Origin of the sequence: Klebsiella sp. C349492, assembly GCF_042055345.1 — a bacterium.
Taxonomy (GTDB): domain Bacteria; phylum Pseudomonadota; class Gammaproteobacteria; order Enterobacterales; family Enterobacteriaceae; genus Klebsiella; species Klebsiella scottii.
Window position 1 is genome coordinate 955077 of sequence record NZ_JANQCE010000002.1, and the last position, 16699, is coordinate 971775.

At 54.7% G+C, this 16699-nt stretch carries 17 protein-coding genes, 1 pseudogene and 1 riboswitch; of the genes and pseudogenes, 8 read left to right on the plus strand and 10 right to left on the minus strand.

Annotated features, from left to right (window positions below; genetic code table 11):
- Entirely contained in the window at positions 1-1152 is a 1152-nt protein-coding gene (gene fucO / locus NWP14_RS12135; protein WP_331835604.1) for a lactaldehyde reductase, read from the plus strand.
- Between the two features lie 141 nt (positions 1153-1293).
- Positions 1294-1404 (plus strand): annotated as a pseudogene (locus NWP14_RS12140) (porin); the annotation flags it as partial.
- 370 nt (positions 1405-1774) lie between these two features.
- Here NWP14_RS12140 and crcB read toward each other — a convergent pair.
- Genes crcB through NWP14_RS12160 form a run of 4 tightly spaced genes read right to left on the minus strand, consistent with a single transcriptional unit; the run spans position 1775 to position 4235 of the window.
- Positions 1775-2149: a fluoride efflux transporter CrcB gene (gene crcB / locus NWP14_RS12145; protein WP_095095986.1), complete on the minus strand. Its 375-nt coding sequence runs from the start codon at positions 2147-2149 to the stop codon at positions 1775-1777.
- A gap of 59 nt (positions 2150-2208) precedes the next feature.
- Positions 2209-3495 (minus strand): phosphopyruvate hydratase, encoded by a 1287-nt coding sequence (eno, locus tag NWP14_RS12150; RefSeq protein WP_375215375.1) that lies wholly within the window; start codon positions 3493-3495, stop codon positions 2209-2211.
- Positions 3496-3509: 14 nt separating this feature from the next.
- Positions 3510-3938 carry a universal stress protein gene (locus NWP14_RS12155; protein ID WP_375215376.1) on the minus strand — a complete coding sequence of 143 codons (429 nt, stop codon included), beginning with the start codon at positions 3936-3938 and terminating at the stop codon, positions 3510-3512.
- Between the two features lie 3 nt (positions 3939-3941).
- Positions 3942-4235, minus strand: coding sequence for a hypothetical protein (locus NWP14_RS12160; RefSeq protein ID WP_375215377.1), 294 nt, complete (start codon positions 4233-4235; stop codon positions 3942-3944).
- A 42-nt stretch (positions 4236-4277) separates the two neighbouring features.
- Positions 4278-4352, minus strand: a riboswitch (Fluoride riboswitch).
- A gap of 460 nt (positions 4353-4812) precedes the next feature.
- Here NWP14_RS12160 and NWP14_RS12165 point away from each other — a divergent pair.
- From NWP14_RS12165 to NWP14_RS12180, 4 genes are all read left to right on the plus strand, one after another.
- Complete coding sequence (locus NWP14_RS12165) at positions 4813-5598, plus strand: HAD hydrolase family protein (protein WP_095095996.1); 786 nt, start codon at positions 4813-4815, stop codon at positions 5596-5598.
- Positions 5599-5754: 156 nt separating this feature from the next.
- Positions 5755-7404 (plus strand): EAL domain-containing protein, encoded by a 1650-nt coding sequence (locus NWP14_RS12170; protein ID WP_346431770.1) that lies wholly within the window; start codon positions 5755-5757, stop codon positions 7402-7404.
- A 343-nt stretch (positions 7405-7747) separates the two neighbouring features.
- Positions 7748-8803, plus strand: a complete 1056-nt coding sequence (locus tag NWP14_RS12175) for a catalase family peroxidase (RefSeq protein WP_375215378.1) — start codon at positions 7748-7750, stop codon at positions 8801-8803.
- On the plus strand, positions 8800-9339 hold the full coding sequence (locus NWP14_RS12180; protein WP_375215379.1) for a cytochrome b: 540 nt from the start codon (positions 8800-8802) through the stop codon (positions 9337-9339). The genes NWP14_RS12175 and NWP14_RS12180 overlap by 4 nt, the downstream gene beginning before the upstream one ends.
- A gap of 79 nt (positions 9340-9418) precedes the next feature.
- On the opposite strand, the gene NWP14_RS12185 is transcribed toward NWP14_RS12180, so the two are convergent.
- Positions 9419-10174 (minus strand): SDR family oxidoreductase, encoded by a 756-nt coding sequence (locus NWP14_RS12185; protein WP_375215380.1) that lies wholly within the window; start codon positions 10172-10174, stop codon positions 9419-9421.
- 358 nt (positions 10175-10532) lie between these two features.
- On the opposite strand from NWP14_RS12185, the gene NWP14_RS12190 reads away from it, so the two are divergent.
- Positions 10533-11120: a TetR/AcrR family transcriptional regulator gene (locus NWP14_RS12190; RefSeq protein ID WP_095096008.1), complete on the plus strand. Its 588-nt coding sequence runs from the start codon at positions 10533-10535 to the stop codon at positions 11118-11120.
- Between the two features lie 66 nt (positions 11121-11186).
- Here the strand turns inward: NWP14_RS12190 and NWP14_RS12195 are convergent, their stop codons facing one another.
- Together NWP14_RS12195 and NWP14_RS12200 are read right to left on the minus strand one after the other, a co-directional pair.
- Positions 11187-11591: a nuclear transport factor 2 family protein gene (locus NWP14_RS12195; RefSeq protein ID WP_095096011.1), complete on the minus strand. Its 405-nt coding sequence runs from the start codon at positions 11589-11591 to the stop codon at positions 11187-11189.
- Positions 11584-12159 (minus strand): nuclear transport factor 2 family protein, encoded by a 576-nt coding sequence (locus NWP14_RS12200; protein ID WP_095096015.1) that lies wholly within the window; start codon positions 12157-12159, stop codon positions 11584-11586. The genes NWP14_RS12195 and NWP14_RS12200 overlap by 8 nt, the downstream gene beginning before the upstream one ends.
- 127 nt (positions 12160-12286) lie before the next feature.
- On the opposite strand from NWP14_RS12200, the gene NWP14_RS12205 reads away from it, so the two are divergent.
- The gene (locus tag NWP14_RS12205) at positions 12287-13234 is read left to right on the plus strand and encodes a LysR family transcriptional regulator (protein WP_375215381.1); all 948 of its coding nucleotides are present in this window, start codon (positions 12287-12289) and stop codon (positions 13232-13234) included.
- A gap of 18 nt (positions 13235-13252) precedes the next feature.
- On the opposite strand, the gene NWP14_RS12210 is transcribed toward NWP14_RS12205, so the two are convergent.
- The 3 genes from NWP14_RS12210 to NWP14_RS12220 form a co-directional block, all read right to left on the minus strand.
- Positions 13253-13936, minus strand: a complete 684-nt coding sequence (locus NWP14_RS12210; RefSeq protein WP_189339817.1) for a GntR family transcriptional regulator — start codon at positions 13934-13936, stop codon at positions 13253-13255.
- 136 nt (positions 13937-14072) lie between these two features.
- Positions 14073-15266: an enolase C-terminal domain-like protein gene (locus NWP14_RS12215; RefSeq protein WP_189339818.1), complete on the minus strand. Its 1194-nt coding sequence runs from the start codon at positions 15264-15266 to the stop codon at positions 14073-14075.
- Position 15267: 1 nt separating this feature from the next.
- Complete coding sequence (locus NWP14_RS12220) at positions 15268-16587, minus strand: MFS transporter (protein WP_095096026.1); 1320 nt, start codon at positions 16585-16587, stop codon at positions 15268-15270.
- Between the last annotated feature and the right edge of the window lie 112 nt (positions 16588-16699).

The following is a 16699-nucleotide window of genomic DNA, read 5'->3' on the forward strand; positions in this document are numbered from 1 at the left end:
ATGACCTATCGAATGATACTTAACGAAACGGCCTGGTTCGGCGCCGGGGCAATTAACCATATTGTCGATGAAGTGAAGCGCCGGGGGTACAAGAAAGGGCTGGTGGTGACGGACCGGGTACTGGTGGAGTGCGGCGCGGTGGATAAAGTCACCTCCTTGTTGGCGCAGTCCGGGCTGGAGTTTGACGTTTTTGCCGATGTTCTGCCTAACCCAACCATTGCGATGGTGCAGAAGGGCGTTGAGGTATTTAAACAGGCGTCAGCTGATTACCTGGTCGCCATTGGCGGCGGATCGCCACAGGATACCTGTAAAGCCATCGGGATTATTATCAACAACCCAGAATTTGCCGATGTTCGTAGCCTGGAAGGATTTGCCGCTACCCGAAAACCCAGCGTGCCGATTATTGCCGTGCCGACCACGGCAGGTACCGCTGCGGAAGTGACCATCAACTACGTCATCACCGATGAAGAGAAGCGGCGTAAGTTCGTCTGTATCGACCCGCACGATATTCCGCTGGTTTCTATTATTGATTCCGACATGATGGCCACCATGCCGCCTGCATTAAAAGCCGCAACCGGGATTGATGCGCTGACCCATGCGATTGAAGGATTCACTACGCTCGGGGCATGGGAAATGACGGATATGCTGCATCTGAAAGCGATCTCGCTGATCTCCCGCAGCCTTGCTGCTTCCGTTGCCGGCAAACCCGAAGGCGGCGAGGGGATGGCGCTGGCACAATATATTGCCGGAATGGGATTTTCCAACGTGGGGTTAGGTCTGGTTCATGGAATGGCGCACCCGCTAGGCGCGTTCTATAACATGCCGCACGGTGTTGCCAACGCGATTCTGCTGCCCCACATCATGGAATGGAATGCCGACTGGACCGGAGAAAAATATCGCGATATTGCCGAAGCGATGGGCGTAGATAATGCCCGGAGCGTAAGCCTTGCCGATGCTCGCAGAATGGCCGTGGATGCCGTGCGCGCGCTGTGCCGCGAGGTGGGTATTCCTCAGGGGCTTACCCTCGCGGGTGCAAACCGTGCGGATATTCCTCAGCTGGCGCAGGCCGCTCTGGAGGATGTCTGTACGGGTGGAAACCCACGAAAAGCTTCTCTGGAAGAGATCAAAGAGCTCTACCGGCAGGCGATGTAGCAGCTTTTCCTGATACATCGCCGCCCGGTATCAGGGTTAAAGAAGAGAACCGCGATCTGGCCAAAGATCATGGCGATGGTTGGGGTCTGGCTTCACCTATAAGTATGAAGGATTTGGCGTAGGCGCGACTGACTCCTTCAATTCAATAAAAACATGTCCACCTATGTGGACTATAAAATCAACCTGCTGGATGACAAGCCGTTCCCTAAAGATGCCAGTATCAGCACCGACAACATCATTGCGGGGGGCTGATCTGAAGCATTTTCTTGTGCTATGCCTGCCAGGTAACCCTCCTGGCAGGCATTTTTATCGGTGAGAACAGGGCGATAAATAAGCCGCCTAAAAGCGGGCTTAAACACGACCCCTCCAGTCCGCATTGTCTTTGTCTTTCTTCTTCCATCCGCATTCGTTGCGTAGGTAAGGATCGCTTCTTTACCCATCCGCCGCCGCAAAACCATAAACAAATGTGAAGAGGGCAGCCGCATGCGGGAGATCATTAATCTTCAGCCGAAGGACGAGCTGGTCGCGCTTAATGAATCTGTCTCTCCGGCACCTGAGTGCGCGGAATAACGGCAGATAGCTGATTCTCCGCTCCTCGACAGAAAGAACGGAGATATTTCCTCTATATCACCGTCATGACCAAAAAGCCGGCAGCGGTCATCAGTAGTGAACCAAAGACATGCGCCAGTACCGAAATGATGGCCCACGAATAATTACCGTTCTGAAGCAGCACCACAACCTCGGCGGAAAACGTGGAAAAGGTCGTCATGCCGCCGCACAGCCCGGTGGTAATAAAAAACTTCCACGCCGGATCAAGATGCGGTTGCCTGACGAAAAAGGCCAGAGCAAGTCCGATAATAAAGCCGCCAATCAGGTTAACCAGCAGGGTACCGGGCGGCAGATTAGGAAAGGAGCCATTAAGACGCATGGAGAGTACCCAGCGGATCACGCAGCCCAGCGATCCGCCGATAACCACCGCGAATAATGATTTATACATAAAACCTCACAGATATACGGGAGCGTCGGCGCTGACTCCAGAGGAGAGCGGCCGCGGGGTTAGCGTTTTTTAAAGGCGGACTTACCCGCAAAGACGGCCGCATCGCCCAGCTCATCTTCAATTCGCATCAGCTGATTGTATTTCTCAATCCGCTCCCCGCGGCTGGGGGCGCCGGTTTTCAGGTGCCCGGCGCGAAGTCCTACGGTCATATCAGCAATAAAGCTGTCCACGGTTTCCCCGCTGCGGTGCGAAATAAAGGTCCCCCAGCCGTGGTCCTGGCACAGCTGTACAGCCGCAATCGTCTCACTCAGGGTGCCGATCTGATTGAGCTTAATCAGCGCCGCGTTGGCCAGGTTCTCATCAATTCCGCGCTGAATGTATTTCACGTTAGTCACAAAAATGTCGTCACCAACCAGCTCGACTTTATCGCCCAGCGCGTCGCTCAGGATTTTCCAGCCAGCCCAGTCATCTTCCGCCAGGCCATCTTCAATCAGGACAATCGGGAACTCCTCCACCAGCTGCTCATAGTAACGAGTCATCTCCTCGGCACTGAGCTGCGCATTTTCCGTACGCAGGGTGTATTTCCCATCTTTATAAAACTCGCTGGATGCCGGGTCCACGCAGATCGCGATATCTTCGCCAGGCCGGTAGCCGGCCTTCTTAATGGCTTCGACAATCAGCTCCAGCGGCTGCCGGTTGGAGGAGACCACCGGGGCAAATCCCCCCTCATCACCCACGCCGGTGGAGAGGCCTTTTTCAAGTAAAACCTGACGCAGATTCTGATACACCTCGCTACCCCAGCGAATAGCCTCACGTACGGAGGAGGCCCCCCAGGGCGCAATCATAAACTCCTGAAAATCGGCGCCTTGCCAGCGGGCATGAACCCCGCCGTTAATAATATTCATGCAGGGGACCGGCAGCAGATTAGCGCCGATGCCGCCCAGATAGCGGTACAGCGGGATACCGGATAGCCGTGCGGCCAGACGAGCCACCGCCAGCGAGACGCCGAGAATGGCGTTGGCGCCTATCCGGCCCTTATTTTCCGTCCCGTCCAGGGCAATCAGACGGCTATCGATATCTTTCTGCCGGCGGACGTCGTAGCCCCGCAGAGCATCGTGAATTTCCGTATTGATGCTGTGCACGGCATCCAGCACTCCCTTGCCGCCAAAACGTCGCCCGTCGCCGTCGCGACGCTCAATAGCCTCACGGGAACCCGTGCTGGCGCCGGAAGGCACTGACGCCCGCGCAGCGCGGCCATCAGCAGAGGTCACCTCCACTTCTACGGTTGGATTACCCCGGGAGTCCAGAATTTCTCTGGCGATTACACCTTCGATTTCATAGCTCATACAATGACCTTATTTTAAGGAGCAGGTATATGTTTAATCAGTACATCAACGCAGAGGTGGTTGATAAATTCGCACGAGAACGAGGAATACACCCCGAACAGGCGGTTTTTATGCCCCAGCATGACCAGATCGATATCCTCATGCTGCACCACGTCTTCAACGTCTCTGAAGCGATGAATACTGACGAGGGATTTGACTTTGATATCAATACTGCAGGATTCCACCAGGCGGCTCAGCATCTCCTTTGCATCGATAATTTCCCGCGACTGGCGGTCCTTGATGAGTGAATCACTGGTGTACTCCATTTCCCGATAATCAGCGCTGAGATGGCCAACCGTGATGCGGGTTGCCGTCTCTTTTGCCAGGCGTTCAGCATGCCGGAGCAGCAGCAGCCCGTCGGTTTCATTCTGAACAAGTAACAATGCGTGCCGGTAGATGTGCATAGCTCACCCCTTAGTCGAAGCGAAACGAAGCGTTAGCGAAGGAAGATCGTCTTTTTCCTGCAGCTGAGCTGGCTGAGTCACGTCGGATTTAGGCCGAATGTACTGGGTTTTCGGGGGCATTTCCCCGAGATGAGAGGGCCTTACGGGCCTGATGGTATGGCCGAGCCAGCAGGTAATAACCGGCGCGCGGCAGGGCGTGTTGCCGTCAGGATTGTCATGGACAAAAACGCGAACGGGAGCGCCGCTTTCAGATGAGAAAATAGTGGGAAGTGCAGAAAAATCAATTATGTTTTGCATAGCAACACCTGACATACATGCCTAAAAGGAAACAGCAACAGTTGTATATCAGGCGTCATCATCCGGTTCGACAGAACCAGCGGTTGGGAAAGGTGGAACACCATCACCTTGTCATTTGAGCTTATATGACGCTTTTCGCTAAATCAATATTTATTGATGCCGAGGGGGCGGTTTTTCTTCCGTTATGGCGGCGGAGCGATCGGGATTTTTACCGATGGCTGAGTTTATTCGCATCCGGTGACATTTAATAAAAGTGGCCTTCGCAGGGGCCTGGATGCGAGGGGACCATATTCAAATCGATGCCCTACATCGTTACGTGATTATTTTTACGGTTAATATCCATTTGTGGTTAAATATTAATCTGACGCTTATTTTGCTATTATCTGCATTATTCTCTCATCAGGGTGTTGCTGTCGATGGTATATAAATTTAATACATACCCTACGCGCTAGTGATAAATTTCGCGGATATTAGCGATAGCGAACGCCCGGCATCGGAGCCGGTAAGGAATATCAAATGCGAACCAGGTATTAATCTTATCCCTCAAACTATATTAGTATCAAAAAAAGGAGGATTTATGCTACTAATTGATGACGTAAAGAATGAAGAGCTACGAGATATACGTTTTGTTTTAACCGATATGGATGAAACGCTAACCTATCGGGGAAGGTTACAGGCGCGGACTTATGAAAGCCTTGAGCTGCTACAGGATGCTGGAATTAAAGTCATTCCTGTGACTGCAGCCTCCGCCGGATGGGCGGATCAAATGGCCAGAATGTGGCCGGTAGATGGCGTTATTGCCGAAAATGGAGGGCTATTCCTCACCCGTAACGCCGACGGTCATAGCGTGCAGAGATACTACTGGCATGAGGCCGCGTTTTTAAACAATAAACAACGGCTCACTGATATTCAGGAAATAATTCAGCTTAAGCTTCCATGGACACGGGTATCTGACGATCAGGAGTTTCGCCTTACCAGTATTGCGTTCAGGCTCCCTGATTCCCCTGTACAAACACAACAGCTTGTTGACGAATTACGTCAACAAGGTTGCTGTTACACCATTAATAATTTATGGCTGCTAGGCTGGCTGGGGCAGTATGACAAGCTGGCTATGAGCCGAAAAGTTCTGCAGCAATTTTATGCTCTGCGAGAACAAGATGAGCAAGCCTCTGTCTACTACAGCGGCGATTCGCTCAATGACGCGCCTATGTTTCGGTATTATCGTAAAAGCTTAGGAATGAGCACCGTCAATAAAGTGTTACAGGAAATGCCTGCTTTGCCCAGCTGGATTAGCAAATACCCCGGTGGAGAGGGATTTGTGGATGGCGCGCTTAGGATTCTTAATGCCAGGATAGGCCAGTAAAGCATCCTCTGCATCCGCGCCCGAGGCGGCGAAACCACTGGTCAGAGATGCTTGTGGAAAGAGCTGTAGCGATGGGTTACATTGTGATTAACATATTTGCACGTTTTTCTCCTGTGATTCTGTCATACATGCTGCTACGCCTCTGGGTTGGTTTATATGGATAACATAATGTTAACTGATATTTCATATCGTCATTTCGTTGAAAATGTGAAAGATTATGCTATCTATATGCTGGATCTGGATGGCACGATCGCCAGCTGGAATGAAGGCGCGCGCCGGGCTAAGGGCTACTCCAGCAAAGAGATTATTGGCAGTAACTTCAGCATATTTTATAGCGAAGGCGAACAGCAATCGGGAGAGCCGGCGAGAAATCTGGCGATCGCCCTGAAAACCGGGAAATTTGAGGGAGAAGGGTGGCGCTACAGGAAAGATGGTTCGTCCTTTTGGGCGCACGTCGTAATAGACGCTATCAGAAATGATGATGGTACTTTACTGGGTTTTGCCAAAATAACCCGGGATATTACCGAGCATAAGGAAGTGATTGATAAGCTTTCGTGGATGGCGAGGTATGATTCTCTTACCGGGCTACCTAACCGGGTGGCATTCTTTGCGTTTGTCGAAGGATTGATGGCGGGCAATAACTATACGCAGCTGGCGATCTTTACTATAGACCTTGATAAGTTCAAGGAAATAAATGACGTTGAGGGTCATCTTATTGGCGACCTCCTCCTGCAAAGAGTCTCGGCTAATGTGACTAAAATGGTCAAGAATGATGAACTCGTGGCGAGGTTTGGCGGCGATGAGTTTGTGGCGGTAAAGCCGTTTGAGTCCGCCGAAGACCTCGACCTCTTTATCGAGAAACTGCAGGGCTGTTTTACCGGAACGCACAATTTTGCCAGCACTTCGGTTTCAGTCATCGCCAGTATTGGGATTTCTATTTTCCCGCGCGACGGTTCCGATATTAACACCTTAATTAGCAACTCAGATTTGGCGATGTATCGTGCCAAATCTGATATCGACAACAAGGTATGCCGGTACGAGCCTGAAATGGATGAACGAACGCGTAAGCGTAATCAGATGATTTCAGATATCAGGCAGGGGATCAAAGACGGCCAGTTTTATCTCCATTATCAGGAAAAACACTCAATTTCCGGGCAGCAGGTTACGGGGTATGAAGCCTTATTACGCTGGCAGCATCCGGAACTCGGGCTGATATACCCTGACGAATTTATTCCCGTCGCGGAAGAGAGCGCAACGATTATACCCTTGGGCTATTGGGTATTAGAGCAGGTGTGCCGCGAAGCGTTAGTGAACAAGATTCACAAGAAGGTTTCGGTAAATATCTCTCCGGTGCAGCTGCGGCATCGCCATTTTATAGACAATGTCCGCGGCATTCTTATGAGAACCTGTTTCCCGGTTAGCCTCCTTGAGTTCGAGGTGACGGAGACGGCGTTTATTGTCGATAAAAAGCTGGTATTTAACGTTCTCTATCAAATAAAAAATATGGGGATCAGTATCGCCCTCGATGATTTCGGAACCGGCTACTCCTCCATTAGCATGCTGCGTGAATTTCATTTCGACCTCATCAAAATGGACCGCAGCTTTCTGCAAAACATTGAGAATGACTCCGAAGTTCGCTCCTTCGTGAGAGCGGTGATCTCGCTCAGTAAATCGATTAACACCCCGCTGATTGCCGAGGGGGTTGAGACGTTCGAACAGCTGAAAATTCTGGAAGATGAAGGCTGTAAAGAAGTTCAGGGATTTCTTTTTGGCAAGCCGACGATTATTGAGCAATTAAAAAAGTAGGCTCTCAGGTTCTTCATCTCTACGCTGCGAGCAGGCCCGAGAGGCCTGCCTGCCGGCAGAAAGCCGGCTTCTCCTGCGGTTCGTCCCTCGACTGAAACTCCCCGAATGAAAAACGCCGGCGTCCCCGACGGGGGAAAGCGTGATGGCATTGACATTTTATCTACCAACTAGTAGGTTGTTTTTGCCGATCGCATAAAACTACCCGATTCTGACCACTGCGGGTCGGCTAATAAACGCAAGCCTCGGCCCTTAACGCGGTTTTGCAGCAATAAGATTTTGTCCTGCGGGAATCGTTTCTCGCGTATTTGTTTGTGGGTGCAATGTTAATAGTGTGAGCGAAAATATGACAACCTCTTCACTTTCCGGTGGCCAAAAAATAGCGCGTCTGCTGTTAGTTGGTCTTATTCCTTTAGGCGTAATATTGCTCTTTCTGTGGGCGGGCGGCTGGCTGACGCCGAATCGTCTCAGCGCGAACAAGCTGGTGACGGTCCTGCAAAAATCGGGCGGCGAGCATCCTGGCTTTCGTCGCAATCATGCCAAAGGCGTATGCGTGGTGGGGCGTTTTATCTCTAACGGCAACGCCAGCTCGCTGTCGCGCGCAGCGCTGTTCGCCGCCGGAGAAACGCCGGTAACGGGCCGCTTTGCCATCGCCGGCGGCAACCCCAACGCGCCGGATTATGCCGTTCCCGTACGCAGCATGGCGCTGGAGTTCAGACAGGGGAACGGGGAGCAGTGGCGGACGGGGATGAACGCCATGCCGCTGTTCCCGGTTTCCACCGTTGAAGAGTTCTACGAGCTGCAAACGGTCACCTTGCCCGATCCGGCAACCGGCAAGCCGGACCCGGAAAAGCTGAAGGCGTTTGTGGGCTCGCACCCCCAGCTGCAGCGCTATCTGGCCTGGGCGAAGCAGTACGTCCCCTCATCGAGCTGGGCGAGCGATCGCTATAACAGCCTGAACGCGTTCCGTTTTATCGACAGGACGGGGGCCGAGCATCTGGTTCGCTGGAGCATGGTGCCGCATACCGGCTATCAGCCCATTAGCGAGACGGATAAAAGTAATAAAGATTTCCTGCAGCAGGATATTACACAGCGCCTGGCTCAGGGACCGCTGCGGTGGGATCTGATGATCACCGTCGCCCAGGCGGGCGACGCGAGCAACGATGCGGCTAAGCTCTGGCCTGACGATCGGCAAACCGTCAATGCCGGTACCCTCGAGCTGGTAAGCGCCAGCGCGCAGGAGAACGGCCCATGCAACGATATCAACTACGATCCGCTGATCCTGCCGGCCGGGATCGCCGCGTCGGACGATCCTTTACTCAACGCGCGTTCGTCGGCCTACGCCAAATCGTATAACGCACGCACCCGCGAGCAGTCCCAACGGTCAGGAGCCCACTTATGAAACAGGTAACCCATTTTCATCCGGCGCTGCGCTGGCTGCACTGGCTGATGGCCGCGGCAATCGTGGCGATGCTGTTTATTGGCGTGGCGATGGTTTCAACGGTTTCGTCGCTGCATGCGCTGCTGGTGTCGATTCACAAACCGCTGGGCCTGATGATCCTGCTGCTGGTGGTGGTGCGGCTGTGGCTGCGCTTTTACACCGCCGTGCCGCCGCTGCCGGCTGCCATACCCGCCTGGCAACGGCGGCTGGCGCATCTCTCGCACTGGGTACTGTACGCGATGATGTTCCTCCAGCCGCTCATCGGCTGGGCGATGCAGTCGGCGGCGGGGTATCCGGTCTCCGTCGGCGGGGCCTTTGTTTTACCGCCTGTCGCGCCGGTGAATAACGACTGGTATGCGCTCCTGCGCCCGCTGCACTCTGCGGTTGCGCTGCTGCTGTTCATTACCGTGATGCTGCATCTGGCCGCCGCGCTATTTCATGCTTTAGTGCGCCGCGACGGCGTCTTTGAAAGTATGTCCGGGAGCGGCAGGCGATAAGAGAGTGAGGTCGGGGATAAGGCGCTATCGAGCCGCCGGGCAAAACCGTGCCGAACTGTTTTCGGCACGGGGTGGGGGATTAATCCGGGTTCATGGCGCGAAAAAGCGTCGCAAACGTGCCCTCTTTTTCCGCCCAGCGGCGGCCCTTATCGCCATCAAGCAGGATCTCCCCGTTCGGGTGCCGATGGTGCTCAATCAATTCCATCACTCTCGAGATATACTCCGCCAGCGGCATCGCCCTCGGGTCGGCGGCCTGAGCGCTGCCCGTCAGCTCGGTCTGCACGTACGGCGGCGACAGCTCAAGGACCTCAACCGGAATATGCCGCATCTGGTGACGCAAAGAGATCAGCCACGAGTGCAGGAACGCCTTGCTGGCGCAGTAGGTTGGGAAGTCCGCCTTAGGTACGAATGCCAGCGCGGAGCTGGTTGCCATAAAGGTGGCGTCCGGCTGGCCCTGAATCAGCGGCAGGAAGGCCGCCGCGAAGCGGATGGTGCCGAGAATATTGGTCCTGACGATGTCCTGAGCGACGCCCGCGTCCCCGCCGTCGGCGAGGAAATTTTCGCTGCGCGAAATACCGGCATTGGCGATCAGCACGTTCAGCTGTGGAAAGCGCGCTTTGACCTCTGAGGCAACGGCCTCAAGCATCACGTCATCATCTATATCGAGCCTGAAGCCCGTTATTCCGGGATGAGTGCGGGCGATCTCGTCGAGCAGAGCCTGGCGGCGTCCGGTGATGATGACCCGGTTGCCGCGCGCGTAAAACGCTTCGGCCAGCGCGCGGCCGATACCGCTGGTGGCGCCAGTAATCAGAATGGTGTTACCGCTAATTTTCATAACAATGTCCTCTCCGGTCAGAGCTGGTGGAAAGGCGGCGAGGGGCTATCGGAGCTGCCGTAGCAGATGATAACCGCCTGAAAACAGAACGTCGCCGCTAGATCCCCGTATTCTCTGCTGAGACCCTGGGGTATCCGGGCGCGTTGGATGACGGTAACGCCTACGGCATTGTGGAAATGCCCGGTGATTATATTTACGCCATCTTGGGTCGGCAAGGGAATTATCTGACCAGCGATTGTCGGTTAAACCCCGGCGGCGCTTTGCGCATCGGCAGGAGGGCTACCTGTTGGTAGGTTTCCTGCCAACGCTCTGATATTATGCACCTTATTGAGTATCACATGCACACGCGGATCCGACTATGGCGACTGAGCGTTCATCGAAAGCAAACGAAATTATTTCTTATACCCGACAGCTACTTACCTCCGGCGGCTACCAGAGTTTCAGCTTTGCCGATATTTCTGCAAAGGTGAATATTCGTAAAGCGAGCATTCATCACCATTTCCCGAGCAAGGCGGAGCTGGTGAAGGTCGTGGTAACCGGGTATCGGGAAGAGGCGCGGGCCGGAATGCAGGCGATGAGCCGGCAGATGAATAACCCGGTGGCGGAACTTCAGGCCTACGTCGACTACTGGGCTACCTGTATTCGCGAGGGCTCCTCACCGTTTTGCATCTGCGCGATGCTTGCAGTCGAGCTGCCGACGCTGCCGCCGGAAATAGCCAGCGAAGTGACCGGGCATTTCAGCGATCTTACCGATTGGCTGGCCTCTTTACTGCGCAGGGGGGAAAGCGAAAAGCGCCTGCGGATATCCGGCGCCCCTGCGGATGAGGCGAGCCTGCTGATGGCGACGGTGCATGGCGCCATGCTGTCGGCGCGCGCCTTTAACGATGCGGATATTTTCCGCAGAATTGTGCAGCCACTGATCGATAACATCACGCTCCGCGCCTGATCGTTCGCCGGAGATCGCGCGATACAATCAGCCGTCTCATATCTGCGCAGCGTTGACCCAATGCGGCTATTGATCGACAAAAAGGGCATTCATTTTGAATGAGTCATAATATCCCCAGATTTTTACGATTTTCTGATGCTCCAGGCGCAACACCCAGCAATATTGCATATTAAAATCTGCGCCGTTTTTACCTTGACCGCCGGTGGCGTGGAACTGCAGGCAGGCAAGGTCTCCGTCAACGATCAGGCTATCGACGATCGGCACGGGCCATGACGCCAGTCGGTCATCAAGCCGTTTAAGCAGCCGTTGGCGGTAGTTTTCTTTTCCCCGGTAGCATCCCGAGATCGGCGAGGTGCCCATAGCATTGAATTCCAGATCGTCATGCAATGCGGCGATAAAATTCTCTCCCCATCCCCGATCCGCTATCGAAAGGAAAAGCGACGATAAAAACTGGCGGTTCTCTTCACTCATGATCTTGCTCCGTAGCGGTTAATGGGTTCTGGTAGGTCGCCTGCAGAACATCTGCGAGGCCTCGCGCCAGCAGCTGACGCGGGGCCTCGCTCCCGTCGACGGGAAGCAGCGTTCTGCTGCGTATTTTCCAGCGCCCGTCGTGGCATTCAAGCTCCCAGCGGTTAACGACAACCCGATGGATGCGGTACCCGGTGGAGGTGCCGTGGTTAGCCATTTCCCGCGGCGCACCCTGCTTATCCAGCTGCAAAAGCTGTAAATAGGAGGTCACAACGGCCGTATCGCCGCGCAGGTCGATAAGCGGTAATCCGGCAAAATGCGCCAGCCCGCTTTTGATAGCCTCTTCATGAGCCGGCCTGAGAATAAATGCCGCAATAGCCGCCACGCCTTTTGCGCCGTCCAGCCCCTCTCCGCGATTAAACACGCCGTCCTCCATATAGACGGATGCCGTATATTCAGCGAGCCCGCTGTCGGCGCTGGGGGGATGAGAGGCAATAAGCTCATAGATCGCTAATTTCGCTTCTATTATTCGCAGCCGTTGTTCTATCGTAAGTTGATTTTCGTTAGCCATACGGTATCTCTTCCTGTTGTTTCGGGCTTGACTAAAGCGGTACGACCATAATAATTGTTTTGTGGAATTGCATAATCCGCTAAAAACTTGATGCAGTGATTAGCCATATTTAATAAAGGGGCAACGGATGATTAGCCGCGCGCATTTTCCGGCGCTTAATACGTTTGTTATGGTCGCCGAAAAGCTGAACTTCAGGGCCGTTGCGGACGCGCTGGGCGTCTCCGCATCCGCCGTCAGCCAGCAAATTAACGGGCTTGAAGAGCAGCTGGGGCTGCGGCTTTTCAACCGAACAACGCGTTCCGTAAGCCTCACCGAGGACGGCAGGGAGCTGTATCTGCAGGTCGCCCCGCTGCTGGAGAACCTTGCCGGCGCGCTGATGCAGGCGCAGTCCCGCAGTCGGGTCATCAAGGGGCATATTCGCCTTCACGCTTTTCGCTCGGCGGCAGAAATGTTCCTCGACGCCAGGATACCCGCTTTTCTCGCCGCTTTTCCCGAAGTGCATATAGATATTGCCGTCCACGACTCCCCCGTGGATCTGATTGCCGGTGGGTACGATCTTTCGCTGCGGCTGGGCGAGGTGCTGGCGCCCGGGTTAGTTGCGGTCCCCGTTGGCGGGCCGCTGCATCAAATCGTCGTCGCGGCGCCGTCCTATCTGGCAAGGCATGGCAGCATCGGGCAGCCAGAGGATTTAAGCCATCACAACTGTATCGGCTGGCGGTGGCCGGGAGCGGCAACGCCGGAGCCCTGGCAATTCGCTTATAACGGCCGGTTAAAAAATATTGCGGTGAGCGGGAATTTGCTGGTGGACGATCGCGAGCGGCAGTATCAGGCGGCGATCGCGGGAGTCGGGGTGGCTCAGGTTACTGAGGAACGGGTGAAGCCGCATCTGGTTTCCGGCGCCCTGCAGCGCATTCTTAGCGCCTGGGAAACTGAATTTGCGGGATACTATCTGTGCTGGACGGCGGGGAGAGCTATGTCGCCGGCGATGAGGGCCTGTATCGACTGGTTACGGCAAGAACCGCGAGAGCCTTTGGCGTCAGGCGGCTTTAATCCGGGCGAAAAACCTCACGGATAATCGCCATGAGGCTGGTGGCTACTTGCCGAATTTTTCATGGAATCGGCGCTCTATTCCGCCAAGGTGCCAGTGCAGTTTCTCATGCGCCTGCTGGTCCTCCTGCCGCTCTAACAGCCCGACGATCGTTTCATGATCAACCTGGGAATTTTGAAACTCTTCCGGCGTTCTGGTCAGATGGTTCAGGAAGGCGCGTATGCGGTTGATGCTGGTTTTATAGAAACCGATCAGCTCCCTGTTCTGACTGGATTCAACGATCGCCATATGAAAATCCGAATCGGCCTGGCGGTAGCTCTCCGGCGCGTTTTGTAACGCCTCGCGTCCCCGCTCAACGTGCTCTTTCAGCAGCGCAACCAGCGCCTGGCGATCGTGTCGCAGCGCCAGCGTTAGCGCGCCGGCCTCAAGGATTTGCCGCATTTCACAGGTTTCCCGCATCTCCTGCTCATTGAACTCAAAGACGAAGGTCCCACGCTGGGGAAATATTTGTACCAGGCGTTCCATTTCCAGCTTTTGCAGCGCGGCTCTTACCGGCGTCCGGCTCACGTTGAGCTGGGCCGCAATATCATTTTCTGAAATTAGCGAGCCGGGCTCTATTTGGCAATTGACGATGAGGTCGCGAATGTGATCGGCCAGAATACTACTCAGTGACTGAGGGCGGATTATCTTCTTCGAGGACCAGTCAATAAATAGTTTATCGGAGGACATAGCGTGGCGTACTTCCCTAATACAAATAGCCTTTATTGCCTCAATAGTTGCACGATCCGATTTAAGATGCAAGGTGTAGTATACAAGATACATCCCCCTCAAACGGCAGGAAATTCGCCGTTTGAGGGGGGCAGGATCAGGAGGTGAACAGGTACTCCTGATGTCGAATATGCTCAGGATTAAGCGCCATCCCCATGCCAGGCGCTTCAGGCACCCGAATCAGGCCATTTTCCGGGACCAGCGGTTCGCTGAGGAAATACTGGTGAATATCGTTCCATTTCACCAGGTACTCCTGATAGGGCGTGTGGATCGGCGACTGCGTGGTGGTAAAGTGGGCCGTGGCGATGGTGGAATGGCCGTGCGGAATGACCTGCAGATCGTACATCGTGGCGGCCGCGGCGATTTTTAAGGTTTCAGAAAGACCGCCGCACCAGTAGATATCCGGCTGAATAACGTCCAGCACGTCGGCCTCAAAGAAGCGTTTGAAACCCCAGCGGGTATATTCATGTTCAGCCCCTGCCAGCGGGATGGTCAGCTTCTCTTTCAGGCGGCGCATGCTGTCGATTCTGTCCGGCATGACGCACTCTTCCAGCCAGCGCGGGCGATAGGGCTCAATGGCCTTCGCCAGTTCGATGACGTAGGTCACGTCCATCGACTGCCAGCAGTCAAACATCAGATCGTAATCCTCACCCACCGTCTCGCGCAGGGTTTTTACCAGCTCAACGTTTTTCTTTAATCCTTCCCTGCCGCTCATTGGCCCATGACGGAAAAACCATTTTTGTCCGCGATAGCCCAGCGACTTGTACTGCAGCGCCCGTTCTCGCACTAGTCCCATATCCTGTACGGCAAAGCCCAGCATTGAGGCGTAGGCCGGGATCTCCTCGCGAATTGAGCCGCCCAGCAGACGATAAACCGGCTGCTGCATCCACTTGCCGCGGAGATCCCACAGCGCGCAGTCGACCGCGCTAATCGCCAGCATGGCGTCGCCCTGGCGACCGTGAATCAGGGCCCGATGCATCTGGTCCCACAGGCGCTCGCTGTCGCGCGGGTCCTGGCCCAGCAGTAAAGGGCGCAGCTGGCCGTGGACAATCGATGCCACGGCGTGGGGAACGGGGCCCGCCAGCCCTTCAACGCCTTCGTCGGAGATAATTTCCAGAAAGACGGTGGATATAGAAAACCCCTCTTTCAGCTGCACGCCGCCGTCATGATTGTCCACGATGCGATACTGGGCATACACGTCGGTCGGGCGAGCAAGGCGCTCTTCCCAAAAGTCCACTTCCCCGGGCAAAACGCCCTTAACCTGAAGTAACCGGACGTCGATAATCTTCATCTTACTGACCCTCATGTTGTTCATTGCTGTTTTGATATACCGATGATTGCTGGCGACGGAAAATGATGCTCAGGGTAATGATGGAGAGCAGCGCCATTGCCGCCAGCCAGTAGAATCCGCCGTTATAGCTGCCGCTGCGATCGCGGATAATGCCGATGACCCACGGGTTAACTACGCTGGCAATGCTGCCGAGGGCGTTAATCAGCGCGATGCTGCCCGCCACCACCGATGCGGGGAAGAACTGCGCCGGCAGGCCCCAGAAAACGGGCATCGCGCCGAAAAAGCCGAACGCCGAGCAGCAGAGAAACGCCATTTTGAGCAGGGAGTTATCGAACCACGCCACGCAGAGCAGGCCGAGGCATGAGATAAGCAACGCCGCGTAATTGGCCAGCAGGCGCGAGCCGGGACGGTCGGCGATGCGTCCTAATACCAGCATGCCAATCAGGCCGAAGATATAAGGAATGATGGTGATAAAGCCGGTCTGCACGTGGCTTAAACCCGTTTCGCTGATAATTAGCGGCAGGAAGGTGCTGACCGCGCCGTTGAGGTTAGCCAGCCCGTAGTAGGTGAGGCTGAATAACAGCACCAGCGGGCTGAATAGCGCTTTGAGCAGGCCGCCGTGTCCGCGTGACGGCAGCTTTTTTTGTTCCGCAGCGAGGGTTGCCATCAGCCAGCGCTGCTCTTCTGCTTCGAGGAATTTGGCGTCTTTGGGTTTGTCGGGCAGCGCGAAGGGGACAATCAATCCCAGGGCAATGGCCGGAATGGCTTCGATCAGGAACATGATCTGCCAGCCGCTGAGCCCCATCCATCCGTGCAGCTCCAGCAGCAGGCTCGAAATCGGCGTGCCGATAATCAGCGCGATCGGGATACCCGTCATGAAGGAGGCAATAATGCGTCCGCGCCAGGCGGCGGGGAACCACATGGTGAGATAAAACACGATGCCAGGGAAGAAGCCGGCTTCGGCGGCGCCGAGCAGGGCGCGCATCACGTAAAGGCTATTTTCGTTCCAGACGAAGATATGCGCGCCGGAAACGAGCCCCCACGTCACCATAATTCTGGCGATCCACCAGCGGGCGCCAATTCTTTCCATCAGCAGGTTTGAGGGCAGTTCAAGGAGAGCGTAGGGGACAAAAAACAGCCCGGCGGCCAGGCCAAAGCTTGCGGCGCTGAGGCCGATATCCGCATTCATGGTTAATGCGGCAACTCCGATATTGGCCCGATCGATAACGGCGATGACGTAGCAAGCAATCAGCAGCGGGATCAGCCGCCAGGAGAGTTTGCGTATAACCCTTTTTTCAATTTCAGAATCTGTGGTTTGCATGGTGTGTCCTGATTATAAGGTCATAGGTATTCAAGGTTCTTGTATACAAGTTCTGTTGTATTCATCTCCCGTCCGGAGTTCAATACCGTCATTATCGAAATGAGATGTGAAA